26 protein-coding genes are annotated in these 26,542 nt (G+C 71.9%); 12 read left to right on the top strand and 14 right to left on the bottom strand.

Translation table 11 applies throughout. The features are described 5' to 3' along the window. Positions 1 to 31 precede the first annotated feature (31 nt). Complete coding sequence (locus FVE25_RS09395; RefSeq protein WP_157246026.1) at positions 32 to 850, top strand: alpha/beta fold hydrolase; 819 nt, start codon at positions 32 to 34, stop codon at positions 848 to 850. 326 nt (positions 851 to 1,176) lie between these two features. On the opposite strand, the gene FVE25_RS09390 is transcribed toward FVE25_RS09395, so the two are convergent. From FVE25_RS09390 to FVE25_RS09380, 3 genes are read right to left on the bottom strand one after another with little or no spacing between them, the layout of a single operon-like run. Next, on the bottom strand, positions 1,177 to 1,812 hold the full coding sequence (locus tag FVE25_RS09390; RefSeq protein WP_157246025.1) for a LysE family translocator: 636 nt from the start codon (positions 1,810 to 1,812) through the stop codon (positions 1,177 to 1,179). Positions 1,813 to 1,849: 37 nt separating this feature from the next. Beyond that, positions 1,850 to 3,076: a ribonuclease D gene (locus FVE25_RS09385; RefSeq protein ID WP_157246024.1), complete on the bottom strand. Its 1,227-nt coding sequence runs from the start codon at positions 3,074 to 3,076 to the stop codon at positions 1,850 to 1,852. After that, complete coding sequence (locus FVE25_RS09380) at positions 3,073 to 3,666, bottom strand: DUF3000 domain-containing protein (RefSeq protein ID WP_157246023.1); 594 nt, start codon at positions 3,664 to 3,666, stop codon at positions 3,073 to 3,075. The genes FVE25_RS09385 and FVE25_RS09380 overlap by 4 nt, the downstream gene beginning before the upstream one ends. Before the next feature lie 457 nt (positions 3,667 to 4,123). Between FVE25_RS09380 and hemE the strand changes: the two genes are divergently transcribed. Continuing rightward, positions 4,124 to 5,140 carry a uroporphyrinogen decarboxylase gene (gene hemE / locus FVE25_RS09375; RefSeq protein WP_157246022.1) on the top strand — a complete coding sequence of 339 codons (1,017 nt, stop codon included), beginning with the start codon at positions 4,124 to 4,126 and terminating at the stop codon, positions 5,138 to 5,140. Here hemE and FVE25_RS09370 read toward each other — a convergent pair. Next, positions 5,137 to 6,090 carry a DUF4349 domain-containing protein gene (locus tag FVE25_RS09370; RefSeq protein ID WP_157246021.1) on the bottom strand — a complete coding sequence of 318 codons (954 nt, stop codon included), beginning with the start codon at positions 6,088 to 6,090 and terminating at the stop codon, positions 5,137 to 5,139. The two genes, hemE and FVE25_RS09370, sit on opposite strands and share 4 nt — an antisense overlap. A 99-nt stretch (positions 6,091 to 6,189) precedes the next feature. Here FVE25_RS09370 and hemG point away from each other — a divergent pair, with 99 nt between their 5' ends. The 3 genes from hemG to FVE25_RS09355 all read left to right on the top strand — a co-directional run bounded on the left by hemG (position 6,190) and on the right by FVE25_RS09355 (position 9,234). Next, the gene (hemG, locus tag FVE25_RS09365) at positions 6,190 to 7,590 is read left to right on the top strand and encodes a protoporphyrinogen oxidase (RefSeq protein WP_246266832.1); all 1,401 of its coding nucleotides are present in this window, start codon (positions 6,190 to 6,192) and stop codon (positions 7,588 to 7,590) included. Next, the gene (hemQ, locus tag FVE25_RS09360) at positions 7,583 to 8,290 is read left to right on the top strand and encodes a hydrogen peroxide-dependent heme synthase (RefSeq protein ID WP_157246020.1); all 708 of its coding nucleotides are present in this window, start codon (positions 7,583 to 7,585) and stop codon (positions 8,288 to 8,290) included. The genes hemG and hemQ overlap by 8 nt, the downstream gene beginning before the upstream one ends. A 575-nt stretch (positions 8,291 to 8,865) precedes the next feature. Then, the gene (locus tag FVE25_RS09355; protein WP_157246019.1) at positions 8,866 to 9,234 is read left to right on the top strand and encodes a hypothetical protein; all 369 of its coding nucleotides are present in this window, start codon (positions 8,866 to 8,868) and stop codon (positions 9,232 to 9,234) included. Between the two features lie 193 nt (positions 9,235 to 9,427). On the opposite strand, the gene msrB is transcribed toward FVE25_RS09355, so the two are convergent. Next, positions 9,428 to 9,829, bottom strand: a complete 402-nt coding sequence (msrB, locus tag FVE25_RS09350) for a peptide-methionine (R)-S-oxide reductase MsrB (protein WP_157246018.1) — start codon at positions 9,827 to 9,829, stop codon at positions 9,428 to 9,430. A gap of 368 nt (positions 9,830 to 10,197) precedes the next feature. Between msrB and ligD the strand changes: the two genes are divergently transcribed. From ligD to FVE25_RS09335, 3 genes are all read left to right on the top strand, one after another. Further along, positions 10,198 to 11,214, top strand: a complete 1,017-nt coding sequence (gene ligD, locus FVE25_RS09345; protein ID WP_157246017.1) for a non-homologous end-joining DNA ligase — start codon at positions 10,198 to 10,200, stop codon at positions 11,212 to 11,214. Between the two features lie 399 nt (positions 11,215 to 11,613). After that, positions 11,614 to 12,153: a hypothetical protein gene (locus tag FVE25_RS09340; RefSeq protein ID WP_157246016.1), complete on the top strand. Its 540-nt coding sequence runs from the start codon at positions 11,614 to 11,616 to the stop codon at positions 12,151 to 12,153. Continuing rightward, complete coding sequence (locus tag FVE25_RS09335) at positions 12,154 to 12,825, top strand: class F sortase (RefSeq protein ID WP_157246015.1); 672 nt, start codon at positions 12,154 to 12,156, stop codon at positions 12,823 to 12,825. Here the strand turns inward: FVE25_RS09335 and FVE25_RS09330 are convergent. From FVE25_RS09330 to FVE25_RS09315, 4 genes are read right to left on the bottom strand one after another with little or no spacing between them, the layout of a single operon-like run. Continuing rightward, positions 12,804 to 14,612 carry a polysaccharide lyase family 8 super-sandwich domain-containing protein gene (locus tag FVE25_RS09330; protein ID WP_157246014.1) on the bottom strand — a complete coding sequence of 603 codons (1,809 nt, stop codon included), beginning with the start codon at positions 14,610 to 14,612 and terminating at the stop codon, positions 12,804 to 12,806. The genes FVE25_RS09335 and FVE25_RS09330 overlap by 22 nt on opposite strands. Before the next feature lie 21 nt (positions 14,613 to 14,633). After that, positions 14,634 to 16,607 (bottom strand): acyl-CoA dehydrogenase family protein, encoded by a 1,974-nt coding sequence (locus tag FVE25_RS09325; RefSeq protein WP_157246013.1) that lies wholly within the window; start codon positions 16,605 to 16,607, stop codon positions 14,634 to 14,636. Between the two features lie 10 nt (positions 16,608 to 16,617). Continuing rightward, on the bottom strand, positions 16,618 to 17,256 hold the full coding sequence (locus FVE25_RS09320; protein WP_157246012.1) for a Rossmann-fold NAD(P)-binding domain-containing protein: 639 nt from the start codon (positions 17,254 to 17,256) through the stop codon (positions 16,618 to 16,620). Next, positions 17,253 to 18,698 (bottom strand): aldehyde dehydrogenase family protein, encoded by a 1,446-nt coding sequence (locus FVE25_RS09315; RefSeq protein WP_425489481.1) that lies wholly within the window; start codon positions 18,696 to 18,698, stop codon positions 17,253 to 17,255. Before FVE25_RS09315 ends, FVE25_RS09320 begins: the two co-directional genes overlap by 4 nt. A gap of 37 nt (positions 18,699 to 18,735) precedes the next feature. Between FVE25_RS09315 and pgeF the strand changes: the two genes are divergently transcribed. Beyond that, entirely contained in the window at positions 18,736 to 19,443 is a 708-nt protein-coding gene (gene pgeF / locus FVE25_RS09310; RefSeq protein WP_425489480.1) for a peptidoglycan editing factor PgeF, read from the top strand. A 3-nt stretch (positions 19,444 to 19,446) separates the two neighbouring features. On the opposite strand, the gene FVE25_RS09305 is transcribed toward pgeF, so the two are convergent. The 3 genes from FVE25_RS09305 to FVE25_RS09295 are packed head-to-tail and all read right to left on the bottom strand — an operon-like array spanning position 19,447 to position 21,652. Beyond that, entirely contained in the window at positions 19,447 to 19,797 is a 351-nt protein-coding gene (locus tag FVE25_RS09305) for a hypothetical protein (protein WP_157246009.1), read from the bottom strand. A gap of 27 nt (positions 19,798 to 19,824) precedes the next feature. Further along, the gene (locus tag FVE25_RS09300; protein ID WP_157246008.1) at positions 19,825 to 20,955 is read right to left on the bottom strand and encodes an ATP-dependent DNA ligase; all 1,131 of its coding nucleotides are present in this window, start codon (positions 20,953 to 20,955) and stop codon (positions 19,825 to 19,827) included. A 4-nt stretch (positions 20,956 to 20,959) separates the two neighbouring features. Next, a complete protein-coding gene (locus FVE25_RS09295) occupies positions 20,960 to 21,652 on the bottom strand; it encodes a pyrimidine reductase family protein (protein ID WP_157246007.1) in 693 nt (230 codons plus the stop codon). A 154-nt stretch (positions 21,653 to 21,806) separates the two neighbouring features. Here FVE25_RS09295 and FVE25_RS09290 point away from each other — a divergent pair, with 154 nt between their 5' ends. After that, positions 21,807 to 22,223, top strand: coding sequence for a hypothetical protein (locus tag FVE25_RS09290; RefSeq protein ID WP_157246006.1), 417 nt, complete (start codon positions 21,807 to 21,809; stop codon positions 22,221 to 22,223). 135 nt (positions 22,224 to 22,358) lie between these two features. Here the strand turns inward: FVE25_RS09290 and glgX are convergent, their stop codons facing one another. Beyond that, entirely contained in the window at positions 22,359 to 24,482 is a 2,124-nt protein-coding gene (glgX, locus tag FVE25_RS09285; protein ID WP_157246005.1) for a glycogen debranching protein GlgX, read from the bottom strand. Positions 24,483 to 24,515: 33 nt separating this feature from the next. Continuing rightward, positions 24,516 to 24,941 carry an OsmC family protein gene (locus FVE25_RS09280; RefSeq protein ID WP_157246004.1) on the bottom strand — a complete coding sequence of 142 codons (426 nt, stop codon included), beginning with the start codon at positions 24,939 to 24,941 and terminating at the stop codon, positions 24,516 to 24,518. Positions 24,942 to 25,064: 123 nt separating this feature from the next. On the opposite strand from FVE25_RS09280, the gene FVE25_RS09275 reads away from it, so the two are divergent. Next, entirely contained in the window at positions 25,065 to 25,574 is a 510-nt protein-coding gene (locus tag FVE25_RS09275; RefSeq protein ID WP_157246003.1) for an RNA polymerase sigma factor, read from the top strand. Continuing rightward, on the top strand, positions 25,574 to 26,542 hold the full coding sequence (locus tag FVE25_RS09270; RefSeq protein WP_157246002.1) for a hypothetical protein: 969 nt from the start codon (positions 25,574 to 25,576) through the stop codon (positions 26,540 to 26,542). The genes FVE25_RS09275 and FVE25_RS09270 overlap by 1 nt, the downstream gene beginning before the upstream one ends.

Raw genomic sequence — 26,542 nt, 5'->3', positions numbered from 1 at the left:
GATGCCCGCGCTCGCATAAAGTTCCTGAACCATGCGCCGCATCCTGCTGGGCCTCGTGCTCGCCCTGACCGTCGCGGGGGCCGCCCGGCAGCCGGGCCCGCCGCCGCTCGACCTTCCCCCGATCACCGCCGCCGCCCTGGCCGAGCGGTATGCCGTCAACGGCCCCGGGCGTCAGTTCCTCGCCATCGACCGCTCCGGCGACGGGCGGGCGATCGAGGTCGTGGGCGACCTGGCCGCCGCAGCCACGGTGATCGTCTTCGTGCCCGGCACCGGGTACGGCTTGCGCGAGTTCGACGACGGCAGTGCCGCGCCAGGCGGCGCCGCCCGGGCCCTGTACGAACGCGCCCGCGCGCTGGCTCCTGGCACGAGCGTCGCCGTCATCGGCTGGCTCGGATACGACGCGCCCGAGATGACCAACCCGAGCGTCGCCACCACCGTGCCCGCCGACGAGGGCGCCGAGGCGCTCCGCACCCTGGTCGGCGCCCTGCGGGGCAAGGAGCGCATCGCCCTGGTCTGCCACAGCTACGGCTCGGTCGTCTGCGGGCGGGCCGCGCCGGGCCTGCCCGTGGCCGACATCGTCGCCCTGGGCAGCCCCGGCATGGGCGTGCCCGCCCTCGCCGAGCTGCGCACCCCCGCCCGCGTCTGGGCCACGCTGGCCGCCCGCGACGACGTCTTCCGCCCCGGGCTGCTACTCGGCCCGATTGGCTTCGGCGCCGACCCCAACCTTCCCGGTTTCGGCGCCCGCCGGTTCGACGGAGGCTCGGGCGGGCACACGGGCTACCTGCGGCCGGGGCCGGTTCTCGACCGCATCACCACCATCGCGCTGACCGGGGCCATCAGCAGTCCGTGACGGCCTGCCGTACAGGTGTCGTCTGTGGTGGTCTGTCGTGCGTGCGTGGTTGGGGGTTGTTCGTGCGCATGAGGGTGGCGGGTGTGTGTGGTGGTCTGTCGTGCATGCGTGGTTGGGGTTGGTCGTGCACGTGAGGGTGTCGGGTGTGTGTGGTGGCCTGTGGTGCATGCGTAGTGCGTGAGGGCTGGTCGTGCGTGGGGGTGTCGGCGGTGGCCGGCCGTACACCGGTGTGGGGGGCCTGGTCGTGCGTGTGAGGGTTGTCGGGTGTGTGCGGTGGCCGGCCGTGCGCCCGTCGTGTGTGACGGCCGGCCGTACGCTCGAAGGCGTCAGCGGTCCGTGACGGCCAGCCGGACGCCCAGGCCGATGAACAGGCCGCCGGTTGCGATGTCGATGCGGCGGCGGGCGGCGGCGCGGCGGCGGAGCCAGGCGCCGATGCGGCCGGCCAGCACGCCCACGGTCCCGTCCACGACGAACTCCAGCGCGATCATGATGGCGCCCAGGATGGCGAACTGCAGCCACACCTGCCCGAGCGACGGGTCGACGAACTGCGGCAGGAACGCGATCGTGAACGTCACCATCTTGGGGTTGAGGAGGTTGGTGAGAAGGCCGTTGAGGAAGGCACGGCGGCCGGACATCCCGGCGCCCACGGGCGGCAGGTCGTCCTGGCCGCGCCGGGCGTTGCGGATCATCTGGACGCCCAGGTAGATGAGGTAGGCGGCGCCTGCGACGCGGACCACCGTGAACGCGACCGGCACCGCCGCGAACAACGCGGCCAGCCCGGCCGCCGCCACGGCCACGTGGACGGCTTCGCTGACGGCCACGCCCGCGGTGGCCAGCAGCCCGGCCCGCGGGCCGCCGCGCATGCCGCAGCCGAGGACGAACAACATGTCGGGACCCGGCGTGATCATGGCGATCGCGGTGGTCACGGTGAACAGGGCAAGGAGCTGGGCGTCGATAGGCATGCCCGCATCATGACATTTCGCGAAATGCGCGCGTCGGCTAGATCTCGCCCTTGGTCTCCAGCCGATCGAGCGCCTTGGCCAGCGGGTGCGCCGTGAGCGTGATCTGCCACTCCCGCGCCCCCAGCTCGCGCAGCCGCCCGGCCACGGTCACGTCGTCCAGGTCGGCGGGTGGTTCCCAGGTCAGGCGGCGTACCGCGTCCGGCTGCAGGAGGTTCTCGGTCGGCATCCGGTGCTCGTCGGCCAGGGCCGCCACCACCGCCCGCGCCGCCGCCAGCCGCTTGGCCGCGGCCGGATCGCGATCGGCCCAGCGGTTGGCCGGAGGCGGCCCGTCGCCGGGGGAGCTCGGATGGGGCAGGTCGCCGTCGGGCAGCGCCCGCGCCCGGCTCACCGCCGCGAGCCAGTCGGACATGTAGCGCCGGGCGCTGCGGCCGGTGAACGCGGTGATCTCCGTCAGCGCCTTCTTGGTCCGCGGCACCTCCAGCGCGGCCGTCACGATGGCGGCGTCCGGCAGCACCCGGCCCGGGGCCAGGTCCTTCTCGCGGGCGATCGTGTCGCGCATGGTCCACAACTCGCGCACGATGGCCAGCGCCCGCACGTTGCGCACCTTGTGGATGCCGGAGGTGCGCCGCCACGGGTCGGAGCGCGGCGTCGGCGGCGGCGTGGCCAGGATCGCCGCGAACTCCTCCTCCGCCCAGCGCAGCTTGCCGCTCTCCTCGAGCTGCGCGCGCAGCGCGTCCCGCAGCTCGACCAGCACCTCGACGTCGAGCGCCGCGTACCGCAGCCAGTCCTCGGGCAGCGGGCGCGTCGACCAGTCGGCCGCCGAGTGCCCCTTCTCCAGCCGCAACCCGAGCACCGTCTCGACCATCGTGCCCAGGCCGACCCGCTCGTAGCCGAGCAGCCGCCCGGCCAGCTCCGTGTCGAACATCCGGCGCGGCCGGAAGCCGACCTCCGCCAGGCACGCCAGGTCCTGCGAGGCGGCGTGCAGCACGATCTCCTCCTCGGCCACGGCCGCGTCGAGCGCGCTCAGATCGGGGCAGCCCATCGGGTCGATGAGCGCGGTGCCCGCGCCGGACCGGCGCAGCTGGACGAGATAGGCGCGGTTGCCGTAGCGGTAACCGGAGGCGCGCTCGGCGTCGACCGCGACGGGTCCGCTGCCGGCGGCGAACGCCTCGATCGTGCGGGCCAGCCCCGCGGCGTCGGCGATCACCGATGGGATGCCCTCGCGCGGTTCCAGCAGCGGGACGACGGTCTGTTCTTCTGTCACTTCCGAAAGGACTCCGGATCTTCACGGTGACGCGGCAGCGTGGCCACGTCGGGCGGGAGGGGCGGTATCCCCGCCGCCAGGCACATGAGGTCGCACCAGGCGGCGACGTGACCCGAGAGATCTTCCTCCGTCGGGGACCAGGACGCCCTCAGCTCCAGCTCTGTGGTGACCGGGTCTTCCGCTTTGTTGCCGAACCCCTCGGACACGGCCCTTGTCACAGTACCGCCAGCGGCGGAGTAGGCGGCGTGCTGGGCCTCCAACGCTTCGGTCAGCCAGCTCCATGCGACCGGGCCGAGGAGCGGATCGGAGGTGATCTCCGGCTCCATGTCCGCCCGCACGTACGCGACGAGGCGGAAAGGGCCGTCCCAGCCACGCTGGCCGTCCGGGTCGAACAGCAGGATGAGCCGTCCGACCGCGAGTTCGTCGTCGTCGCGGTAGACCGAGGCGCCGATGGCCGCGGAGTAAGGGGCCAGCCGCTGGGGGGCGGGCAGGTCCTCGAGCTCGATCTCGGGCCGCACGTCGGTCAGGCGCAGGCTCTCCGCGGCGCGCACGAACGCGGGCGGAGGCGGCGGCCGGTCACCTGCGGTCATAGCCGAAGCGTAGGTCGAGAGCGGGCGGAAGGGGACCACGGGGGTGCTCATACGTCGTGCTCAAGCCGCTGCCGTCACCAGAGCCCGGGCCGGAGCCGGCAGCTGCGACCCCCCGATGATCACGGCGAGCCCGCAGACGGTGCACGCCCATTCGGGGCACGTGCCCGGCTCATGCCCGTCAAGGCACGGCGGCTGCTCGAACAACCGCTCCGCGGCGCAGTCGGAGCAATGTTCACTGCGGAGGGAACTCCACAACGCGGTCATCGCACGAGGCCTTTCTTGTGATCGTGGCTCTGACGGTGACACGCCTCGCTGACAATTCCCCGCAACGCGCTCGGCGTGTCCCGAAAGTGGTTGCCGAATCGATGCCGCGCGGTGGCTTGGCAGAGTCTTGATCCAGAATTTCCCGCCTCGCTCCGGTGCGCGGACCACCCCGCGGCCGTGGCAGGCTTGGGGGGTGAACCTCGACGACTCAGCCTTCCTGCGCGCGTGCCGCCGGCAGCCGGTGCCGCACACCCCCGTGTGGTACATGCGTCAAGCCGGTAGATCGCTGCCTGAGTATCTCAAGGTGCGCGAAGGCATCCCCATGCTGACCTCGTGCGCGACGCCCGACCTCATCGTCGAGATCACGCTCCAGCCGATCCGCCGCTACGGCGTCGACGCGGCCATCTTCTTCAGCGACATCGTGGTGCCCGTCAAGGCCGTCGGCGTCGACCTCGACATCAAGCCCGGCGTGGGCCCGGTCATCGCCGACCCGATCCGCGACCGCAAGGGCCTGGAGGTCCTGCGCCCGCTGACCCCCGACGACGTCCCCTACGTCACCGAGTCCATCACGGCCCTCGTGGGCGAACTCGGCGCCACCCCGCTCATCGGCTTCGCCGGCGCCCCGTTCACGCTGGCGTCCTACCTGATCGAGGGCGGCCCGTCCAAGAACCACGACCGCACCAAGGCCATGATGTACGGCGAGCCCGCCCTGTGGCACGCGCTCATGGAACGCCTGACCGACATCGTGCTGGAGCACCTGCGCATCCAGATCCGGGCCGGCGCCTCGGCCATCCAGCTGTTCGACTCGTGGGTGGGGGCGGTGGCGCCCGACGACTACCGCGAGTTCATCCTGCCCCACACCCAGCGGATCTTCGCCGGCGTGGCCGAGGTGCCCAGGATCCACTTCGGCGTGGGCACCGGCGAGCTGCTCGGGGTGCTCGGCGAGGCCGGGCCGGACGTGGTCGGCGTCGACTGGCGGGTGCCGCTCGACGAGGCCGCCCGCCGCGTGGGTCCCGGCAAGGCGCTCCAGGGCAACCTCGACCCGGCGATCCTGCTGGCGCCGTGGGAGGTCGTGGAGCGCCGGGCCCTGGACATCCTGCGCCGGGGCCGCGAGGCCGAGGGGCACGTGTTCAACCTCGGCCACGGGGTGCTGCCCAACACCGACCCCGACCAGATCAAGCGGCTCACGGAGCTGGTGCACTCCTTCTAGGGGGAGACTTCCTCGGTCGCGGTGACGGTGACCACCTGTGAGCGGGTACGGCCCCGCCGTACCAGCCAGATCAGCAACGCCACCACGGGCAGGACGATGATCATCCAGGGCAGCACGGCGCCGATGACGGTCACCGTGAGCTTGAGGAAGTCCAGCAGTGCCCGCCAGCCCGCGGCCAGGCCGCCGAGGAAGCCGGGCGGCTCGTCGTCCGGCGGCAGCACGGTGGCGACCGGGCCGACCAGTTGCAGCGTGAGCGTGGCCATGCTGACCTGGCTCGACAGCTCCTTCTGCCGGGCCTGAAGGGATTCCAGCTCGGCCTCGCGGTTCTGGATCTCGCGTTCCACCTGGAGGACCTCGCCGATCTTGGTGGCCTTGCCCAGCAGGGTGCGCAGCGAGGCCAGGGCGCCCTCGGCCGACTTCAGCCGGCTGTTGACGTCGGCGACCTCCACGGTGACGTCCTGGGTGCCCTGGCTCATCGACAGGCGTCTGCCGAGGTCGCGGCCGAGGGCGGTGAGGACCTCCTGGTACCGGGCGGGCGGGATCTTGAACTCCAGCGTGGCCCTGGCCTCCTGCTGGTCGGCGGAGCTGGAGTCCTCCTTGGACACGTGGCCGCCGGCGCCGGTGACGATCGTCTTCGCCTGGTCGGCGGCCCGCGGGACGTCCTGGGCCCGCACGGTCATGCTTCCCGTGTAGATGATCTGGCGGTCCTGCTGGGTCACCTTCACGTCCGAGGTGATCGTGCGGTCCCCGCTGTCGTCGCCGGAGTCCGTGTCGTAAGCCTGTCCCTTGGCGGAGTGACTGGACATGGGCCGCGCCGTCTCCGCCTGCGGGGCTGCCGCCGATCCTCCGGCGGATTCGGACACCGGGGACATGCTCGAGGTCTGGCCGCCCCCGGCGCACCCGGCCAGCAGCACGGCGGCAGCGGCCGCCGTCAACGCCATTCGCTTCATGCCCGTAAGGACGGACCCGGCGCCCGAGCGGTTCTCACGGCGGTGTCTCGATAGGGTCACGCGACCGGGCGGCCGCGGGAGGCGGTAGCGTCAGGAGACGTGGAAGGCAAGCGGGCGCACGTCGTCATCGTCGGAGGCGGGATCTCGGGGCTGGCCGCCGCATGGCATCTGCGGCAGAACGGCGGCGAGCGGATCAAGGTGACCGTGCTGGAGGGCAGCCCGCGCATCGGCGGCAAGCTGCACGCCTCCGAGATCGCGGGCGTCCGGGTGGACGAGGGCGCCGAGGCCATGCTGGCCAGGCGGCCCGAGGGCAAGGAGCTCGCCAAGGCCGTCGGCCTGGGCGACGACCTGGTCACCCCCGGCACCACCTCGGCCTCGATCTACTCGCGCGGTGCGCTGCGGCCCATGCCCAAGGGCCACGTCATGGGCGTGCCCGCCGACCTGGCCGAACTGGCCAAGACGGGGATCATGTCGCCCGGCGGGCTCCTGCGCGTCCCGCTCGACCAGGTGCTGCCCGCCACGCTGGTGCGCACCGACGTCTCCGTCGCCGCCTATATCCGCGCCCGCATGGGCGGGGAGGTCCTCGACCGGCTCGTGGAACCCCTGCTCGGCGGCGTCTACGCCGGGCGCTCCGACATGCTCTCGCTCGAGGCCACGATGCCGTCGATCGCCCTCGCCGCCCGCACCGAGCGATCGCTGCTGGGCGCGGCCCGGGAGATCGTCGAGGAGGCGCCGAAGGAGGCGGGTCCCGTCTTCACCTCCCTGCTGGGCGGAGTCGGCAGCCTGCCCGCGGCCGTGGCCACGGCGTCGGCCGCCTCGGTGCGGACCGGCGTCACGGTCCGCGAGCTCCGCCGTACCCCCGCGGGATGGCAGCTCGTCACCGGCCCGGTGCCGCGGCCCGAGGTGCTGGAGGCGGACGCCGTCATCCTCGCCGTCCCCGCGGCGCCCGCGGCCCGCCTGCTGCGCGACGAGGTGCCGAAGGCCGCGGCCGAGCTGGCCAGGATCGAGTACGCCAGCATGGCCATCGTCACGCTCGCCTACCCGCTGTCCGCCGTGCCGTCGCCGCCTACGGGCAGCGGATACCTCGTGCCGCCGGTCGAGGGCAGGCCGGTGAAGGCCGCCACGTTCAGCTCCGTCAAGTGGCCGCACCTCACCGGCGGCGACCTGCTCATCGTGCGCTGCTCGATCGGACGGCTCGGCGAGGAGCACCTCCTTCAGCGGGACGACTCCGAGCTGGTGGCGCTGGCCATGGCCGAGATGACCGACGTGCTGGGCGTGCGCGGGCTGCCCGCCGACAGCCGGGTCAGCAGGTGGGGCGGCGCGCTGCCCCAGTACAACGTGGGCCACCTCGACCGGGTGGCCAGGGTTCGCGCGGCCGTCGCCGTGCAGCCTGGGCTCGCCGTCTGCGGCGCGGCCTACGACGGGCTCGGGATTCCGGCCTGTATCTCAACGGCTCGTACGGCGGCGGCCAGGATTCTAGGAGAATTGACCCATGACTGAGGACACTGGCGGGCAGAAGCTCAAGGCTCGCGATCTTAACCAGGTGATCCGGTACACGATGTGGTCGGTGTTCAAGGTCACCGAGCCTTCCCCGGGGAACCGCGAAGGGCTGGCCGACGAGGTCAGCGAGCTGCTGGAGCAGGCGGCGGGCAAGGGCGTCGTCACCCGCGGGCTCTACGACGTGGCCGGGTTCCGGGCCGATGCGGACTACATGTTCTGGTGGCACGCGGCCACGCCCGAGGACCTTCAGGACGTCTACTCCCGGTTCCGGCGTACCGGGCTCGGGCGGGGGAGTGAGCCCGTGTGGTCGGCGATGGCGCTGCACCGGCCGGCGGAGTTCAACAAGTCGCACATCCCGGCGTTCCTGGCGGAGGAGGAGCCTCGGGGGTACGTGTGCGTCTATCCGTTCGTGCGGTCGCTGGAGTGGTACCTGCTCGACGACGCGGAGCGGCGGACCATGCTGGCCGAGCACGGGAAGATGGCCCGGGATTATCCGGATGTGCGAGCCAACACGGTGGCGTGTTTCGCGTTGAACGACTTCGAGTGGATGCTGGCGTTCGAGGCCGACGAACTGCATCGGATCGTTGATCTGATGCGGCATCTGCGGGGGGCCAAGGCCCGGGAGCACACGCGGATCGAGATCCCGTTCTACACCGGGGTCCGCAAGCCGGTCGAGGAACTGGTCAACACCCTGCCTTAAGGGTGCCATGCGCCTGTGTGGGGTGTTCCGCTCGCCGGGATGGGTAAGACCCGACTTCTCCATCTAACGGATTTGATCTCCTGGTACTTGCCACAATCGGCAGGGAAATCCCCTGTCGATGAGTGTGTGGGGGCTGAGGGGTGTCACGTTCCAGGAGTTCCCGGCATCGGGGCCGGAGGCGGCGGGCGACATGGGCTGATCGGTTATGGCGGCCGAAGGTCGTCGCGGGCGGGGTCGTCCTGATCCTCGGGGGCGGAGTCCTGGCGGCGGGGTTGGTCATGGGAAGTCCCGGACACGGCGGAACCGGTCCCGGTCAGGCCAGGGGAAGCCTCCCAGGCGGCGGGGCCGGTCCGGCGCCCGGTGCGGTGAAGTCCGGTCAGGCGATGCCGGGCCACGTGGCAAGTACCGAGGCCCGGGGCGTATCGGGTCAGCCGGCCCCAGGTCGGTCAGCCCCAGGTCAGCCGATCTCCGGCCAAGCGGCGCCGGGCCGGCCGTCGCCGGGCCAAGCCGTACCAGGACCCGCGACCCAGGGCGGAGCCGTTATCCCGGGCCAGGCGTCAGGGGCGCCCGCCGAGGTGGCCCCCGCGGAGGGCGACGCGGCCGGATCCAAGGCGGACGGCCCCTCGCGGCACACCGACCAGAAGGCGTCCGCCTACTTCCGCACCAAATGGGCTAAAAACGACAAGGCAAACAACCGCATCAAGGACATCCGCACGATAGGCGGATATCTCCGTATCTACACGGATCTCCCCGAAGAGGCGGGCAACTCACCAACCGCCCTGACCCTGTGCGAACGCGGCCTCGCCTACCTGAAGGAACAGAACGTCACCACCCCCGTGGTCTTCGTCCAGGCCGAGTTCGGGGAGAACGGCAACCCGATCCTGGCCAACATCCTGGGCCCCGCCGACGCCACCTGCCGCGTCACCCATCCCGATCGTGATTGACGCCGTTGAGCCCGGGGGTGCTGCCCGGGGATCGCTCAGCGGATTCGGACACGGGTCTTGTGGCAGACCTCGCATCGCTGGGTGAGGACGCGGCCGATCGCCTCGATCGTCACCCACCGATGACGAAAATGGACAAGGCTCACATAGAATCCCTACCCCCGGTGGGCGGTCGGTACGCGCTGTCGCCGCGCGATCACTCGATGGGTTCGAGCCGGAGCGATACGGAGTTGATGCAGTACCGGTCGTCGGTGGGAGTCGGATATCCCTCTCCGTGGAACACGTGCCCGAGATGCGAGTCGCACCGGGCGCACCGTACTTCCGTGCGAACCATGCCGTGGCTGCGATCCTCGATCAGCGTCACGGCCGACGACTGCGACGGCTCGAAGAAACTGGGCCACCCGCAGTGCGAGTCGAACTTGGCCTCCGACCGGAACAGCTCCGCCCCGCACGCCCGGCAGGAGTAGACGCCCTCGCTCTTGCTGTCGACGTACTCACCGGTGAAGGGCCGCTCGGTGCCGGCCTCGCGGAGCACGTGGAACTCCTCGGGCGAGAGTTGCACCCGCCACTCGGCCTCGCTCTTGACCACCTTGTCCATAGGTCCAGCGTACGAGATCCGGCAAAAAAGAGATCTCCGTTGGGGGAAGCATCCTTTCTGGGGTGAATCTGCGTCTTTATCAGTATGGGGGCGTCATCGCCTCCTGTTATGGGGTGGACCACGTGTCGGGGTCGCCCGTGCGGCACAGCCCACGCCCGTGCTGGCGCCGCCGACGACCGAGAAGGCCGGCCGGGCGACGCGCCAGCGCCCGGAACGGCAGCGGAGACGCGTGGTCTGTGGGCCTGTCCGTCGAGCCCCCGGTCCCGCCACCGGCAGGGCTCCGGACGGCCTCCCCATCGCGCCGCGCGCATTCTCCTTGTACGGCGGGCCCACGCCACCCGACCAAGCGGGAAGGGTAGGTTCGTCCCATGGCATCGCCGTACATAGAGCTCGAAGTCGGGGAACGGACCGTCAAGGTCACCAACCCCGACAAGGTGTACTTCCCGGAGATCGGCGTCACCAAGCGCGAACTGGTCGAGTACTACATCAGCGTGGGCGAAGGCGCCCTGCGCGCGATGAAGGACCGCCCGACGAACCTCAAGCGCCACCCCGACGGCATCCAGACCGACGCCATCTACCAGAAGCGCATGCCCCCCAAACACCCCGACTGGCTTCAGACGGCCACGGTCACCTTCCCCAGCGGCCGCAAGGCCGACTCCCTGCGGGTCACCGAGATCGCCGCGATCGCCTACTGCGCCAACCTGGGCACCGTCGACTTCCACCCCTGGCAGGTCCGCGCCCAGGACGTCGAACACCCCGACGAACTCCGCATCGACCTCGACCCTCAGCCCGGCCTGCCCTTCGACGCCGCCAGGAAGGCCGCGTTCCTGACTCAGGAGGTCCTGGCCGACCTGGGCATGACCGGCTTCGTCAAGACCTCGGGCAACCGCGGCATCCACGTGGCGGTCCGCATCCGGCCGCGCTGGGACTTCATCGAGGTACGGCACGCCGGCATAGCCCTGGCCCGCGCGATAGCCGACCGCGCCCCGGACCTGGTCACCACCGCGTGGTGGAAGGAGGAACGCGGCGACCGCGTCTTCATCGACTTCAACCAGAACGCCCGCGACCGCACGATCGTCAGCGCCTACTCGGTCCGCGCCCGCCAGGACGCCCAGGTCTCCGCCCCTCTGACCTGGGACGAACTCGCCGACGCCGAACCCGCCGACTTCACCCTGCGCACCATGCCCGCCCGCTTCGCCGAGAAGGGCGACGTGCACGCGGCGATCGACGACGAGGCGTACTCCATCGAGGAACTCCTCGACCGCTACGCCAAGGACGACCGCGGCGACATGCCCTACCCGCCCAACTATCCGAAGATGCCCGGCGAGCCCATGCGCGTCCAGCCCAGCAAGGCCAGGGCGAACAAGGAAGAGCAGTCCGGCTGACGTCCTCGCCGATGCCTTCCGCGCCACCCGCCCTGAGTACCGGCTGACCCCGGGGCGATCGACCCAGGCCATCGCGTCCACTGCTCTGTGGAGAAGGCCGTCCACTCGGCTCTCCGTGACGATGGAAAGCGCAACGGCCGCACGGCCAGGTACGCCTGCGGGTCCCTCCTGGCCGTGCGGCGGCCCCTCGCCTGCCCCTCGCCCAGTTTGCGAGACATGCTCGCGTGCGCCACGGTAACTCCGTGTGCGGGCGTGATCCAGGGGTTGTGATGGATCCGGGTAGAGGATTTCCCTACTCGGGTGGAGAATCCTCCTCCGGTGTGAGGTGAAACGGTGTGACTCATTTCACTTCGGTCACATTACTTGACTCTCGGTCCAATAGTTCGCAACGCTCGCGGCATGGCATTAGCGCGACGTGTGGCAGCCGTCGGAGCCGTGGTGGCCTTCGTGGCGGGCGGGGTGAGCATCGCGGCCGGGGTCGGCACGGCGGCCGCGGAGTCCGATGCGGCCACAGCGCTTGCCACCTGCCTGCCGATTCCGCTGATCCCCTGTGAGGAGCCGTCCGGGGCGGCGGAGGATCCCTGGTCGTCCGCGCCGAATCCGGTGGACAGCTGGTCGGGTGGGCCGCAGCCGGAGGAGTCCTGGTCGGAGCCGGCGCCGCAGAAGGAGCCGGAGCATCCCTGGAAGCCGGTCGACGAGGATGAGCGGAAGGTCCCCAGCGGCCATCCGGAGACCGGCGCGGGCGGGCTGGCGCGGGAGAGCGGCGGATGGCCGTTCGCGATCGGTGGTGCGGCGCTGCTGGCCGGCGCGGGGCTGGCGGGGATCGCGGTTTCGGCGCCCGGGGCCCGGGGCGCGACGGCGCGGCGGGACAAGACGGTACCGCGGGACAAGACGGTACGGCGGGACAAGGCGGTACGGCGGGGCGAGGGCGGCGTGTAGGTGGGCCGGAAGCTCCTCCTGGCCGGGGCGGGGGTCGTCTCCGTGGCCGGGGTCGCGCTGATGGGATTTGGGCTCCTCGGCATGATAAATCCGGATAAAAAGGGTGAGGTAGGGACGGCGCGCACCATCCCGACGGGCCGACCGGCGCCCCTGCCCGCCATCCAGGTCCCCCACGGGCGGATCGCCCGGCCCATGAAGGCCGCCCAGCCCACCGCCGTCTACATCCCCTCCATCGGCGTCGCCGCCCCCTTGATGGAACTGGGCCTGGACCCCGGGGGCGCCATCGAGAACCCGCCCCTGAGCCCGCCCAACCTGGCCGGCTGGTACCGCTACGGCCCGGTCCCCGGCCAGCGCGGCGCGGCCGTCATCACCGGCCACCTCGACACCAAGACCGGCCCGGCCGTCTTCGCCCGCCTGAGCAACGTCAAGAAGGGCGACCAGATCCAGGTCCTCAGGGCCGACCGCTCGGTGGCCGTCTTCCTGGTGGACAAGATCGAGCACACCCCGAAGACCGGCTTTCCCACCCGCAAGGTGTACGGCAGGCTGACCTACCCGGGCCTGCGCCTGGTCACCTGCGGCGGCGCGTTCGACGCCAGGGCGGGCAGCTACCGGGAGAACACGATCGTCTACGCCCACCTGGCCGCGCCGTACTATCCGGGCCGGCGCAGCTGAACCGAGGATGCGACGTCGGCGACCCCGCCCGGAGCCAGCGGGCAGGCCGCGATGACCTCGTCCGCGCCGGTCAGCTGGAGCAGGAGCGGCCGCGACACGGTGACCGAGGAGCCGTCCGGCAGCGTGAGGGTGCCGGGCCGGTGGAAGACGGCCTGGGTGACGTCCAGGCCGCTGTGCCGTACCGCCTGGAGGGAGGGGGTGTTGGCCAGGACGGTCACCGGCGACGGATCGGGGGCACGGCCGGGGACGGCGAGGTAGGCGTAGGCGGCGTCGCGGGGGCCGGGGCCGTGGTCGAGCCAGATCTCCAGGACGTCGGCGGCCAGGTCGCGGGGGGACTGGGAGCGGTTGATGTCCGACCAGCGGCCGGTGCGGCGGCCCGCACGGACCGTCGGCGCCGGGCCGTCCAGGACGTGGTAGGCGACGCCGTTGTGCCGGACCGTGCCTGAGTCCACCACGAGCTCGCCCAGGGCGACCTGGTCGATGGTCGTGTGCACCGAGGTGCCGGGGTCGTCGCCGGTGATGCCCGCGCCGAGCGCCACGTACTCCTCCAGGAAGAAGAACCACGCCTTGCGGGCCCGCACGCCGTCCCGGTCGAGGTGCATGGCGCACAGCGCGAGCAGGCCGTCCGACAGGCCGCCGGCGAAGGGGGAGCCGCCGGTGTCCTGGCCGAAGTCGGCGAGGGGCGGCGGCGGGCCCGGGCCGAAGGCGGCGGTGGTGCCGGGCAGGTGGCGCCAGTCCTGGACGGGCCAGAGGTCCGCGTACTCCTCGCCGGTGCGCCACAGGTGGGTGACGCCGTCGCACAGGTGCCGCCCGCGCAGGCCCTCGCCGTTGCCCGCCTCGGACAGGACGGTGCGGGTGGAGGAGGTCTTCACGGCCGCCGACCAGCCTGCCCGGTGGACGGCCAGGTAGTCGGAGTGAGGGAAGTAGCGTGCGCCGGGTCCCGGACCCCGGCCGAACGCGCGGAGTTCGGCGGCGCGCGGCGCCCCGGCGTCGGCCAGCGACCGGGCCGCCGCCTCCAGGACGTGGCCGCGCCGGGCGTTGCCCTCGCGGGTGCTCTCGCGGCCCATGCAGGCGATGTCGTAGCGGCCCGCGTGCAGCATCCAGCGCTGGCCGTCGAGGAAGTAGGCGGCCAGCTCGTCCAGGGGGAGTGCCAGCGGCGTGCCCGCGCTCAGGGCGGCCAGCGCCGCCATGTCCACGGCGAACTCGTGGCCGTAGCCGCCGGAGTAGAGCTGGGGGCCGTGCTGATGGAAGGAGTAGTCCGGCTGGACGCCCTCGCCTGCGCCCGGCGTCAGCAGGGTCGCGGCCCGCCGGAACGCCTCGGCCAGGCCGTCGTCGTCGCCCTCCAGCAGGCAGCGGCGGATGACGACCTCGGCCGCCCACAGCAGGTTCTGCCCGGTCATGCCGGCGAAGGCGGCGCGGCGCAGGATGCGGCACACCGACTCGGCCTGGCCGGCCGGCAGCAGGGGCTGCAGCAGCAGGGCCGCGTCGCCGAGGGCGCGCGGGGCGCCGAGCTGGTCGTACCACCAGTTGGGGCAGCGCGGGTCCAGCCGCAGCCAGGCGTCCAGGGCGCGCAGCGCGGCGTCCGGGCGGTGCACGGCCAGCGCACGCAGCCTGACCAGATGCCGGAACGGCGCCCAGTCGGTCACGTCCAGGTCGGCGTAGTCCACGTCCGCCCAGAGCCCGTCGGCCCCGGGTCCCCCGGCGCCGTCTGCCCCGGGTTCCCCGGCCGGCTCCGCCGCCCGCGCGCGCAGCGCGCCGAGCAGCCGCCGCCGGATCGTCTCGGCCATGACGGTCAGCCTAGGCGGCGCTCACGGATCGCGCGGCAGGCCCAGGGCGCGTTCGGCGATGATGTTGAGCTGGACCTCGGTGGTGCCGCCGCCGATGGTGAAGGCGCGGGTGGTGAGGATCATCCGGTTCCAGTACCGGCTGCCCGGATCCACCGACCAGCAGAACTCCGCGATCGCCTGCGCGTGCCGCATCCCGAGGAGCTTGCGGACGCTGGCCGCGGTGCCCGGGTCGCCGCCAGCCAGGCGGGACAGGGTGACGCGCAGGCCCAGCGCGGAGATGGCCTGGCCTTCCGCCCACAAGCGGCCGGCCCGCTCCCATTGGGCGGTGCGCAGTCCGTCCCGGGCGGTGAGCAGGCGCATCATGTCGGTGTGCTGCGAGCCGGGACCCCAGGAGTCGCCGAGGGCCACGCGCTCGTGGGAGAGCGTGTCGCGGGCCACCTTCCAGCCGCCGCCGATCTCCCCGACGACCAGGTCGTCGGGGACGAAGACGTCGTCGAGGAAGACCTCGTTGAAGATCTCGTCGCCGTTGATCTCCTTGAGCGGCCGTACGGTGATCCCGGGGCCGGCCATGTCGACCAGGAAGTAGGTGATGCCCCGGTGCTTGTCCTGGCCGGTCCTGGCCAGGCAGATGCCCCAGTGGGCGTATTGGGCGAGCGAGGTCCAGATCTTCTGGCCGGTGATCGTCCAGCCGCCCTCGACGCGGGTGGCCTTCGTGGACAGGCTCGCCAGGTCGGATCCGGCGCCGGGCTCGCTGAACAGCTGGCACCACATGATCTCGCCGGTGAACGTCTTCGGCAGGAAACGCTCCTGCTGCTCGCGCGTGCCGTACGCGACGATGGACGGGATGGCCCAGGCGGCGATCCCGAGGTTGGGGCGGGCCAGGTCGCGGAACTCCTGGTGGATGATCACCTGCTCCAGCGGGGTCGCGGCTCGTCCCCACGGCTCGGGCAGGTAGGGCATCATCCAGCCGTCGCGGGCGAGGCGGGCCAGCCTGGTGAGCGGTTCCGCGGCGGACAGCGCGGACGCCTGCGCGCGGATGCGCTCGCGCACCGGCGCCGCCTCCTCGGGCAGGTCGGGCTCCATGGCCCGCCGTACCCCGGTGGCGGCCAGGCGGGCCACCTGCTCGCACCACTCGCCCGGGTCCCCGGCCAGCATGCGGTTGGACAGGGCCCGGCGGTAGTAGCGGTGGGCGTCGTGCTCGAAGGTGTAGCCGATGCCGCCCAGCACCTGGATGGCGTCGGCGGCGCAGCGCACGGCCGCGTCGGGCGCGAGCACCGCCGCCACGCCCACGGCCAGCAGAGTCTCCTGAGCGGACCAGTCCGCGGCGGCGCGGGCGGCGTCCCATACGGCGGCGCGGGCCTGTTCCAGGGCGACCAGCGCGGCGGCGACACGGTGTTTGACCCCTTGGAACTGCCCGATCGGCCGCCCGAACTGCTCGCGGATCTTCGCGTGGGAGGCGGCGGTGTCCACGGCCCACGCGGCCAGGCCGCAGGACTCCGCGCCGAGGAGCACGGCGGCCGCCTCCCGGACGGGCAGCGGGCCGAGCAGCCGGTCGCCGGGCACCCGGGCGGCGCGCACCGTGCACAGGGGGCGGTCGAGGTCGACGCCCTCCAGCGGCGCGGCGGTGACGTCGGCGCGGTCGAGCAGCGCCCAGCCCTCGTCCACGGGCACGAGGAAGAGGTCCGCCTCCGGCGAGCCGAGGGCGGCGCCGGACAGGACGACGGCGGCGGTGAGGGAGCCGTCGGCCAGACCCCGCAGCTGAGGCGCGGGCGAACGGGCCAGGGCGGCGGAGGCGATCATCGTGGGCAGGTGCGGACCGCTCATCCTGGCCCGGCCCAGCTCCTCCAGTGCCACGCAGAGCTCCAGCAGCCCGAACCCCTGCCCGCCCGAGGACTCGGGCAGGTGCAGCCCGAGCACGTCGACGCGCCCGCGCCCGGCCGTCCCGCGCACGGAACCGGCCAGCGCCCGGTGTTCCTCGCTCAGTCCGATGCCCATGCGGCCGACTCTAGAAGCTTGTTCTGTCCCCGGCAAGGTTGATGTCCCCGGTCTCCAGGATCGGCCGCCGGTAGCCGTCCTTCGCGACCCGCAGCATCGCCCGGCCGAGGGTCTCGGTGCTGGTGGCCCGGTTGGGGATCAGCCGCCGCACGATCGGGTACACGGGCGCGGCGGCCACGTACGCCAGCCGGTACCACGCGGTGCGGGAGCGGATGCCGTGCATCGGCTGTATGTAGCCGGGCCGGAAGGAGTAGGCGTCGAACTCCATGGCGATCAGCGCCTGCTCGGTGGCCGACTTGACCCGGGCCCACATGGCACGCCCGTCCGCTCCGGCTCCGGAGACGTAGCAGAACCGGCGCACGGACAGCTTCTCCGCCACCGACAGCGTCAGGTCGTAGGTGACGCGCCGGTAGGCGGCCTCGCTCATGCCCACCGAGGAGACCCCGAGACAGAACAGGCAGGCGTCATAGCCGTCGATCGGCTCCAGCGCGAACAGGTCGGGCACGATCAGCTCGTCCAGCTTCTCGTGCCGCACCCCGCAGGACGCCCTGCCCACCGCCAGCACCCGCGTGACCTCGGCATCCAGCAGGCACTCGCGCAGCGCGCCACGCCCCACCATGCCCGTGGCCCCGAAAAGGATCACCCTCATGTCTGGATGATGGCAGCTTTCTCCCTGGTGTAGGCGAGGACGGCGTCGTGTCCGTATCCGGAGTCCTTCACGCCGCCGAACGGCAGGCCGGGCGGCATCTGGCGGAAGGTGTTCACCCAGACGGTGCCGCTGCGCAGGTCGCGGACGAAGCGGTGGGCGCGGGCCAGGTCGCGGGTCCAGAGCCCGGCGGCCAGGCCGTACCGCGAGTCGTTGGCCAGGGCCAGCGCCTCGTCGTCGGTGTCGAAGGGGAGCGCGACCGCGACCGGGCCGAAGATCTCCTCCTGGCAGATCCGCAGCCCGTTGTCCCGCGTGGTGTAGAGCGTGGGGGAGACCCAGTAGCCGCCGGGCATCGAGGCGACCACGTCGGCGCCGGTCCGGGCGCCGAACACCAGCTCGGCGCCCTCCTTCTCGGCGATCTCCAGGTAGGAGGAGACCCGCTCGTACTGGCCGGCGCTGACGATCGGGCCCATCGTGGTCGCCAGGTCGAGCGGGTCGCCCAGCACGAGGCCCTCGGCGATCCGCGTCACGCGGGCGAGCATGTCATCCCAGATCGAGCGGTGGATGAGGATGCGCGAGCCCGCGACGCAGACCTGGCCGGCGTTGCCCGTGTAGATCGAGTTCACGGTCACGCCCTCGGCCGCCTTGTCCAGGTCGGCGTCGGGGAAGACGATGTTGGGCGACTTGCCGCCCAGCTCGAACGTCAGCGGCTTCACCCCGGCCGCGCGGGTGATCGCCAGGGCCGTCTCGGTGGAGCCGGTCAGGCTGATCTTGGCGACGTCGCGGTGCCGTACCAGTGCCTCGCCGACGTCCTCGCCCATGCCGCTGACGATGTTGAGCACGCCCGGCGGGAGGACGTCGGCCAGGATCTCGCCGAGACGCAGCACCGACGCGGCGGCCTGCTCGGCGGGCTTGACGATCACGGTGTTCCCGGCGGCGAGGGCGAAGGCGGCCTTGGCGGAGAACGTCGAGATCGGGCTGTTCCAGGGGATGATGCAGACCACCACGCCGTACGGCTCCCGCCGCGTCATGCCCAGCGCGCTGGGGCCCAGGATGACCGTGTCGCCCGTCACCGCCTCCAGGCACTGGGCCGCGGCGAGCTGCCACAGGTGGGCCATTCCCGGCAGGTCCCTGTTCAGGGTGTCGCGCAGGATGCGGCCGTTGTCCGTGGTCTCCAGGATGGCCAGTTCCTCGGTGTGCCGGAGGAAGAGCTCGCTGACCTTGCGCAGGAACTGGGCGCGGCCCAGGGCGGGCATGGCCGACCACCTCGGGAGGGCGTTGCGGGCGGCCTCGACGGCGGCCTCGGCGTCGGCCGGGCCGCTCGCGGGGATGCGGGCCCACACCTCTCCGGTGGCCGGGTTGACCGAGTCGAGGGTTCTGCCGTCGGCGGCGGGGACCAGCCTGCCGCCGACGAGGTTGCGGTAGTCAGTCACGTGACCAAGCATATGCTTGGTTGGGATCGGTGACCATAGGATGGTCGCCATGCAGCTCGCTCCCGGCGTCCGTGCCGCCATCACCGACCGCCACGGTGGCGTCAGCGCCCCGCCGTACTCCTCGCGCAACCTCGGCGGGCTGGTCGGCGACGACCCCGGGGCCGTGCGGGCCGACCGGGAGGCGCTCGCGGCCGAGCTGGGCGTGCGGGCGATCGTGTTCATGCGGCAGGTGCACGGGGCCGAGGTCGTGCACGTGAGCGAGCCGTTCGGCGAGGACGCGCCGCCGGTGGACGGGGTGTTCACCGCCGAGCCCCGGCTGGCGCTGGCCGCGCTCGGGGCCGACTGTCCCGCGGTGCTGGTGGCCGATCCGGTCGCGCGCCTGGCCGGCGCGGCGCACTCCGGGCGGCCGGGTACCGAAGCCGGGATCGCGACGGCGCTGGTGGCGGCCATGGCCGGCAAGGGGGCCGAGCCGGCGCGGATGATCGCGCTGGTCGGCCCCGGGGCGTGCGGGAGGTGTTACGAGGTGCCCGAGGACCTGCGGGCGCAGGTCGTGGCCGCGGTGCCGCAGGCGTACTCCACCACCACGTGGGGGACGCCCGCGCTCGACCTGCGGGCCGGGATCGAGGCGCAGCTGCGCGCGGCCGGGGTGGGCGAGGTGCGCCACGACGACCGGTGCACGATCGAGTCCGAGGAGCTCTTCTCGCATCGGCGCGAGCAGGTGGGCGGGCGCTTCGCCGGGCTCATCTGGCTGGAGTGAGCCTCAGCGCCTCCTGCTGCTCATCGACATGTTGAAGGCGACGTTGACCAGGAAGACCCCGCCCCAGACGGCGGCCAGGGCGGCCGGATTGGTCCCCGTGACCATCATGACGATCGTGGCCGCGGTGCCCAGGACCAGCGAGGTGATCGCCAGGCCCAGGCGCATGCCGTCGGCGGCGGTGTTCTGCCTGGCCGCCTGCTTGGAGGTGGGCAGATGGGCCAGGCGTTCGTCGACCCTGCGGTCGATCTCGGCGCTCATCTTCTCCAGGAAGGAGTCGACCACCGCGTCCTCGTAGTCGGGCCCGAGGTCACGGCGTGCCGACACCGCCGCTTTTAACTCATCACCGGTGCTCATAAGTCAAGATATAACGGGTCTAAGCGGTCAGCGCGCAAGGATGTCGTCGAGGTTGTAGTCGACCGGCCTTTCCAGTTGCTCATAAGTGCAGGATTCGGGTGTCCGATCGGGGCGCCAGCGCCGGAACTGGGCCGTGTGCCGGAAGCGGTCTCCCTCCATCGCGTCGTAGGCCACCTCCATCACCAGTTCCGGGCGCAGCGGGATGAACGACAGGTCCTTCTTGGCGTTCCACCGCGAGACCGCGCCGGGCATCCGCTGGCCGCCGCGTGACGGGGTCGCCGCCGGTCCGCCGTCCTGCGCCTGCAGGAGCGCCTGGTCGGCCCACGCGCCCCACGGGTGCTCGCCCAGCTTGGCGAGGTAGGGCCTGAGCTCCTCGACCAGCTCCGCCCGGCGTGCCATCGGGAAGGAGGCGGCCACGCCCACGTGGTGCAGCTTGCCGTCGGGGCCGTGCAGGCCGAGCAGGATCGAGCCGACGATCGGGCCGGTCTTGTGCTCGCGGTATCCGGCCACCACGACGTCGGCGGTGCGCTCGTGCTTGACCTTGAACATGGTGCGCTTGTCGGGGACGTACGGCTGGTCGCCGGGCTTGACGATGATGCCGTCGAGTCCCGCGCCCTCGAACATCTCGAACCACTCGGCGGCCTGCTCGTCGTTCGTGCTCACGGGCGTCAGCCGGATCGATCCGCCTTTCTCGCGAAAAATCCCCTCCAGGCGGGCGCGCCGCTCGGCGAACGGCGTGTCCATCAACGACTCCTCGCCCAGCGCCAGCAGGTCGAAGGCGATGAACGAGGCCGGCGTCGTCTCCGCCAGCATCGTCACCCGCGAGGCCGCCGGATGGATGCGCTGCTGGAGCTGCTCGAAGTCGAGCCGCGTCTCCCGGATCAGCACGATCTCCCCGTCGACCACGCATTTGTCCGGCAGCTCCGCCTTCACCGCCTCGACCAGCTCGGGAAAGTAGCGGGTGAACGGCCGCTCGTTGCGGCTGCCGAGAAAGACCTCGTCGCCGTCGCGGAAGATGATGCAGCGGAAGCCGTCCCACTTCGGCTCGTAGAACAGCGTGCCGTCCTGCTTCGGCATCGCCTTGACCGCCTTGGCCAGCATCGGCGGCACCGGCGGCAGCACCGGCAGATCGAGCTGGATCTCGGTGGGCTCCTCCATCGGCTCACTCCCTCACATAGCGGTTGAACAGCACGCCGTCTTCCTCCAGGACATGGCGCAACGCCAGGCTCACGTGGGCGCCCTCGCCGTTGAGGATGCGCGCGGCCGTCCCGCCCACCAGCAGCGGGCTGACGGTCAGGCACAGCTCGTCGATAAGGCCGGCCGCCGCTAGCTGCGCGTTGAGCCGCGGGCCGCCCTCGCACAGGATCCGCTCGAGCCCCCGCTCGTGCAGCGCTCGTACGGCCAGCGTCATGTCCACCCGATCGCCGCCCGCCACGACCACGTCGGCCCGCCTGGCCGCCTCCGCCCGCCGGTCGGCCGGGGCCGCCTCGCAGGTGATCACGATGGTCCGCGCCTCGGCCTCGGTGAACAGCGGGCTGCCCAGGTCGAGGTCGAGCCGCCGGGTGACGACCGCGATCGGCGGCGGCTCCTGCCGGGACGGCCGGCGTTTGGCCGGGCCGTACCCCTCGGTGCGCACGGTCGCGGCGCCCGCCATGATCACGTCGGCCAGTCCGCGCAGGACCCCGAACACCCGCCGGTCGCCCTTGCTCGACAGGCCCCCGGACAGCCCCTTGAGCCAGGCGGCTCCGTCGGCGCTGGCGACCATGTTGACCCGCAACCACGCCTGACCCTCGGGGTAGGCGTAGGCCGTGGTCAGGTCGGGGCTCTCCTCGATGTCCGGGTGAATGCGACGCACCCCTCTACCTTGGCACACGCCCCTGACACCCCGCCGCCGCCCCGCGAAGAACAACCCGCGCGGGCAGATATAGCGGGATTGGTGGATCTGAAAGACGTACGTGATGACTTGTGCTTAACGTGGCGATAGGGAGTGGGGACTTCAAGGAGGCCCGGTGGGTCTGGTCACTGTGGTGACATGGCTGTTCACGGCAATCGTCGGTATCTACCTGCTCTATCGCTGGCTGTCCGGTGGCGGGCTGCGCCGGCAGTCGGCGAAGGTCACGCGCTTCCCGGTCGCGCTGGTCTTCTCCCACCCGGCGCTGAGCATCGCCGCGCTGGCCTGCTGGGTGGGCCACCTGGTCACCGGCAACCGGGTACTGGCCTGGCTGGCGTTCGCCGTCCTGGTGGGGGCGGCGCTGCTCGGCTTCACGATGTTCACCCGCTGGCTGGGCGGCGGCGGCCGCCACGCCAGGGGCGCGGAACGCCGCCTGCCCCTGCTGGCGGTGCTGCTGCACGGCGCAGCGGGCCTGACCACGTTCGTCCTGGTCCTGCTCACCGCGGCGGTGGCCAGGGGCCAGTGGACCCCTTAGACGCCCTGGTCATGAGGGCTCGTGGAAAGGGGACACCCGGCCGTGTCGGCGGGCGCCCCGTCCGACGTGAGAAGCGACCCCCACGATCGGCGCCCGCCGGCGACGGCGGGTGGCGTGGGGGCGGCCCGCCGTACCTTATGAGGAAGGAGATGGCTGCCGGAGGAGGTGGAGGCTGCGGGCGGTGACGGCAACGAGGGCGGTGGGGCCCCATTGCTCGTCCGGGAAAGGCTCGTCGCGCATCTGCTCGTCGGCGGTGTCGAAGACCGGCTGCCAGTACAGCCCGAACTCGGGGCCCGGCAGCGTGAACGTCATGTCCTCGTGGTGGGCGTTGATGAGCAGCAGGAACGAGTCGTCGGCGATGCGCTCGCCGCGCGGCCCCGGCTCGGTGATGGCCTGGCCGTTGAGGTAGACCATCAGCGACTTGGCGTAGCCGGTGTGCCAGTCGCCGGCGCTCATCTCGGCCCCGGCGGGGGTGAGCCAGACCAGGTCGCGGCCGTTGTCGGGGGTGCGGCCGCGGAAGAAGCGGCGCCGCTGGAAGACGGGGTGCTCGCGGCGCAGCCTGGCCAGCGAGCGGACGAAGTTCAGCAGGTCCTTCTCGGTGTGGACGGCCGCCCAGTCGATCCAGGTGAGCTCGTTGTCCTGGCAGTAGGCGTTGTTGTTGCCGCGCTGGGAGCGGCCGAGCTCGTCGCCGTGGGAGAGCATCGGGACGCCCTGCGACAGGAACAGCGTGGCCAGGAAGTTGCGGCGCTGGCGGTGGCGCAGGCCGACGATCTCGGGGTCCTCGACCGGCCCCTCGGCGCCGCAGTTCCAGGAGCGGTTGTCGTCGGTGCCGTCGCGGTCGTCCTCGCCGTTGGCCAGGTTGTGCTTGCGGTCGTAGGAGACCAGGTCGCCGAGGGTGAAGCCGTCGTGGCAGGTGACGAAGTTGATGGAGGCGACCGGGCGGCGGCCGGAGGTGGCGTAGAGGTCGGCCGAGCCGGTCAGGCGGGAGGCGAACTCGGGCAGGGCGGAGCCGGTCCCGCGCCAGAAGTCGCGCACCGTGTCGCGATATTTCCCGTTCCACTCCGTCCACAAAGGCGGGAAATTTCCGACTTGGTAGCCGCCGGGGCCCACGTCCCACGGCTCCGCGATCAGCTTGACCTGCGAGATCACCGGATCCTGCTGGATCAGGTCGAAGAAGGCGCTCAGCCGGTCCACGTCGTGCAGCTCGCGGGCCAGCGCCGCCGCCAGGTCGAAGCGGAAGCCGTCCACGTGCATGTCCAGCACCCAGTAGCGCAGCGAGTCCATGATCAGCTGCAGCGCGTGCGGCGAGCGCACGTTGAGCGAGTTGCCGGTGCCGGTGTAGTCGAGGTAGTAACGCCGGTCGCCGTCGTGCAGCCGGTAGTAGGCGGCGTTGTCGATCCCCCGGAAGCCCAGCGTGGGCCCCATGTGGTCGCCCTCGGCCGTGTGGTTGTAGACCACGTCCAGGATGACCTCGATGCCCGCCTCGTGCAGCGCCCTGACCATCGCCTTGAACTCCAGCACCTGCTCCCCGCGCGAGCCCGAGCTGGAGTACGGCCCGTGCGGCGCCAGGTAGGCCATGGTGTTGTAGCCCCAGTAGTTCGTCAGCCCGCGCGCCACCAGGAAGTGCTCGGGCACGAAGTGGTGCACCGGCATCAGCTCGACCGCGGTCGCCCCGATCGACAGCAGATGGTCGATGACGGCCGGATGCCCGATCCCGGCATAGGTGCCCCGCTGGTCGGGCGGGACCGCGGGGTGGCGCATCGTGAGCCCCCGCACGTGCGCCTCGTAGATCACGGTCTGGTGGTACGGCGTGCGGGGCGGCCGGTCGTTGCCCCACTCGAAGAACGGGTTGACGACCACGTTCTTCGGCATGTACGGCGCGCTGTCGGCGTCGTTGGACTCGTCGGGGTTGGTGAACCGGTAGGCGAACAGCGCCTCGTTCCAGGTCAGCTCCCCGTCGATGGCCTTGGCGTACGGGTCGAGCAGCAGCTTGGCCGGGTTGCAGCGGTGCCCCTGCGACGGCTCGAACGGGCCGTGGACGCGGTAGCCGTACCGCTGTCCCGGCGCGATGCCGGGCAGGTGGCCGTGCCAGACGAACCCATCCACTTCGGGCAGGTCTACACGTTCTTCGGAGCCGTCCTCCTGAAAAAGGCATAGCTCGATTCGCTCGGCGACCTCGGAGAACACCGAGAAACCGGTGCCCACGCCATCCCAGGTAGCGCCGAGTGGATAAGGTTCGCCCGGCCAGACCTCACGCATGTGACCTGATTGTCGCATGCGATCGCGCACTTGCTAGAGAAGTTCGGCGTTCAGGCTGATCGTCGTGCCGGACAGCGCCTTGCTGACCGGGCAGTTCGCCTTGGCCGTCTCCGCCGCCTCCTGGAACTGCTCGGCCGTGATGCCCGGGACGTTCCCCTTGACGGTGAGCACGATGCCCGTGATGCCCTCACCCGGCTGGAAGGTGACCTCGGCGTGCGTCGTCAGCGACTCCGGCGGGGTCCCGGCGCCGTTGAGGCCGTGGGAGAGCGCCATCGAGAAGCAGGAGGAGTGGGCGGCGGCGATGAGCTCCTCGGGCGAGGTCTTGCCGTTGGCCGACTCCGCCCTCGACGGCCAGGAGACCTCGAAGGTGCCGACGCCTGAGGTGTCCAGGGAGACGGTCCCGGAGCCGTCGAGCAGGGCGCCTTTCCACTGCGTGGTCGCGGTGCGCGTGGTCGCCATGGCGATTGTCCCTTCATCGATTGCCGTTACGGGTCCGAACATATCTTGTATTGCCCCGGTGACCATGAGTGGTCGGTTGTAATCAGAGCGAACGCATCGTAATCCCCGCAGCGGAGGGCCACCGTGACGGAGGACGATGACCGGTATGCCGCGCTCTACCACCGCCACTTCTCCGCCGTCCTGCGCTACGCGGCCCGCCGGGTAGGGCACGACGCGGCGCCCGACGTCGCCGCGCGCACGTTCACCGACGCCTTCCGCCGCCTCGGCCAGGCGCCCGGCGAGCACCGCGCCGAGCGCGTCTGGCTGCTCGGCATCGCCCGCGGCCAGGTCAGCAACGAGTGGCGCGGCCAGCGCAGACGCCAGGCGCTGGCCGACCGGCTGGCCGTGTGGCGCAACCCGATCCCGCCCATGGAGGGCGAGGTGGTCACCCGGCTCGCCTTCCACGAGGCCCTGGCCAGGCTGGCCGGCAAGGACCGGGAGGCGCTGCGCCTCTTCTACTGGGAGGGGCTGAGCGTGGAGGAGGCCGCCACGGTCGCCGGCTGCCGCACCGGCGCCATGGCCACCCGGCTCAGCCGGGCCAGAGCACGCCTGCGCGAGCATCTGCGCACGCTCGGGTTCCAGGAGGGCAGTTGATGGACGAGATCGCACGGCTGATGGCAGGCCACGATCCCGCGCCGCACGAGGTGCCGCCGGACGAGCTGCTGCTGGCCGAGATCCTCGGTACGGCCCGGCCGCGCCGTGGGCCGGGGTTGTCCTGGCGGCTGACGTTCGGGGTGGCGCTGGCCACCGGGCTGGTCATCGTCACGGCCAACGCGATGCCCGCCGGTCGCTCGCCCGGCGTCGGCGTGACCGCCTACTTCCGCTACCCGGGCGCCCCGCTGGCGTTGTGCGGGGAGCCGGGGTCCCGCCCGCGCAGGCTGCCCGAGCCGGGGGGCGGCGCCCGGCGGGCGCTGCTGGAGCTGGCCGCCGCCGCCTCGCTGGCCGCGCCGGCCCCGCCGCACGGCTACCGGCAGGTGACCGTGGCCTCCTCACGGCTGCTGCCGGGCGGGCGGGTGAGCCTCCTGTCGCGGCAGTCGAGCCCCCTCGGGGCACAGGGCCGCCGGGTCAGGACGGAGTCCGGGCTGACCGGTGCGGAGGATCGGCTGGTCCAGTCCGGCGAGGGGCGGGCGGCCGCGCCGTACGGGCCGGTGGTGCTGCCCGCGGACCCCGGCGCGCTGCGCGGCCGGCTCGTGGAGCTGGGGAGCGGCACGACGGAGAGCACCAGGGAGGGCTCGCGGCTGCTCGGCGGGATCGTGGCGGTGAACGCGAGCGAGACGCTGGACGGGCCCCGGACGGCGGCCGTCTGGCGGGTGCTGGCCGCGCGGCCCGGCCTGCACACGCTCGGCCTGGTCACGGACCGGCGCGAGCGCGACGGCGTGGGCATCGCCGTGGACACGGGCGCGGACGAGCGATGGGTGCTCGTCGCCGACCGGGGCAGCGGCGACCTGCTCGGGGTGGAGCGGCTCGCGCTGCGCGACACGGGCGGGCTGGAGGTCACCACGCCGTGCGTGCGCGACTTCTGGACCTTCGTCACCCGGAAGTGGGCCCCCGTGCCGGACTGA

The sequence above is a fragment of the Nonomuraea typhae genome, assembly GCF_009760925.1.
Taxonomy (GTDB): Bacteria; Actinomycetota; Actinomycetes; order Streptosporangiales; family Streptosporangiaceae; genus Nonomuraea; species Nonomuraea typhae.
The sequence above is the reverse complement of the archived record's forward strand: the minus strand, read 5'-3'. Positions and strand labels throughout refer to the sequence as shown.